The organism is Streptomyces turgidiscabies Car8 (genome assembly GCF_000331005.1).
GTDB classification, from domain to species: domain Bacteria; phylum Actinomycetota; class Actinomycetes; order Streptomycetales; family Streptomycetaceae; genus Streptomyces; species Streptomyces turgidiscabies.
Genome location: NZ_AEJB01000592.1, coordinates 1 through 1,057, shown reverse-complemented (window position 1 = coordinate 1,057; position 1,057 = coordinate 1). Strand labels below are relative to the sequence as shown.

Genomic DNA, 1,057 nt, shown 5'->3' with positions numbered 1-1,057 from the left:
ATGATTGTTCGGCGGTGTCCTACTCTCCCACAGGGTCCCCCCTGCAGTACCATCGGCGCTGTGAGGCTTAGCTTCCGGGTTCGGAATGTAACCGGGCGTTTCCCTCACGCTATGACCACCGAAACACGGTGAAACACATATCAACCGCACCACTACCCGTGACCATGGGCGGGGTTGTTCGTGGTTTCAGAACCAACACAGTGGACGCGAGCAACTGAGGACAAGCCCTCGGCCTATTAGTACCAGTCACCTCCACCCGTTACCGGGCTTCCAGATCTGGCCTATCAACCCAGTCGTCTACTGGGAGCCTTACCCCATCTAGTGGGTGGGAACACTCATCTCGAAGCAGGCTTCCCGCTTAGATGCTTTCAGCGGTTATCCCTCCCGAACGTAGCCAACCAGCCATGCCCTTGGCAGGACAACTGGCACACCAGAGGTTCGTCCGTCCCGGTCCTCTCGTACTAGGGACAGCCCTTCTCAATGTTCCTGCGCGCGCAGCGGATAGGGACCGAACTGTCTCACGACGTTCTAAACCCAGCTCGCGTACCGCTTTAATGGGCGAACAGCCCAACCCTTGGGACCGACTCCAGCCCCAGGATGCGACGAGCCGACATCGAGGTGCCAAACCATCCCGTCGATATGGACTCTTGGGGAAGATCAGCCTGTTATCCCCGGGGTACCTTTTATCCGTTGAGCGACGGCGCTTCCACAAGCCACCGCCGGATCACTAGTCCCGACTTTCGTCCCTGCTCGACCCGTCGGTCTCACAGTCAAGCTCCCTTGTGCACTTACACTCAACACCTGATTGCCAACCAGGCTGAGGGAACCTTTGGGCGCCTCCGTTACTCTTTAGGAGGCAACCGCCCCAGTTAAACTACCCATCAGACACTGTCCCTGATCCGGATCACGGACCCAGGTTAGACATCCAGCACGACCAGACTGGTATTTCAACGACGACTCCACAGACACTGGCGTGCCCACTTCACAGTCTCCCAGCTATCCTACACAAGCCGAACCGAACACCAATATCAAACTATAGTAAAGGTCCCGGGGTCTT

2 rRNA genes are annotated in these 1,057 nt (G+C 57.3%); both read right to left on the bottom strand.

From position 1 onward, the window contains the following. Nucleotides 1-6 precede the first annotated feature (6 nt). Nucleotides 7-123 (bottom strand): 5S ribosomal RNA (gene rrf, locus STRTUCAR8_RS41620). A 93-nt stretch (nucleotides 124-216) separates the two neighbouring features. After that, nucleotides 217-1,057, bottom strand: a 23S ribosomal RNA gene (locus STRTUCAR8_RS41615); the annotation flags it as partial.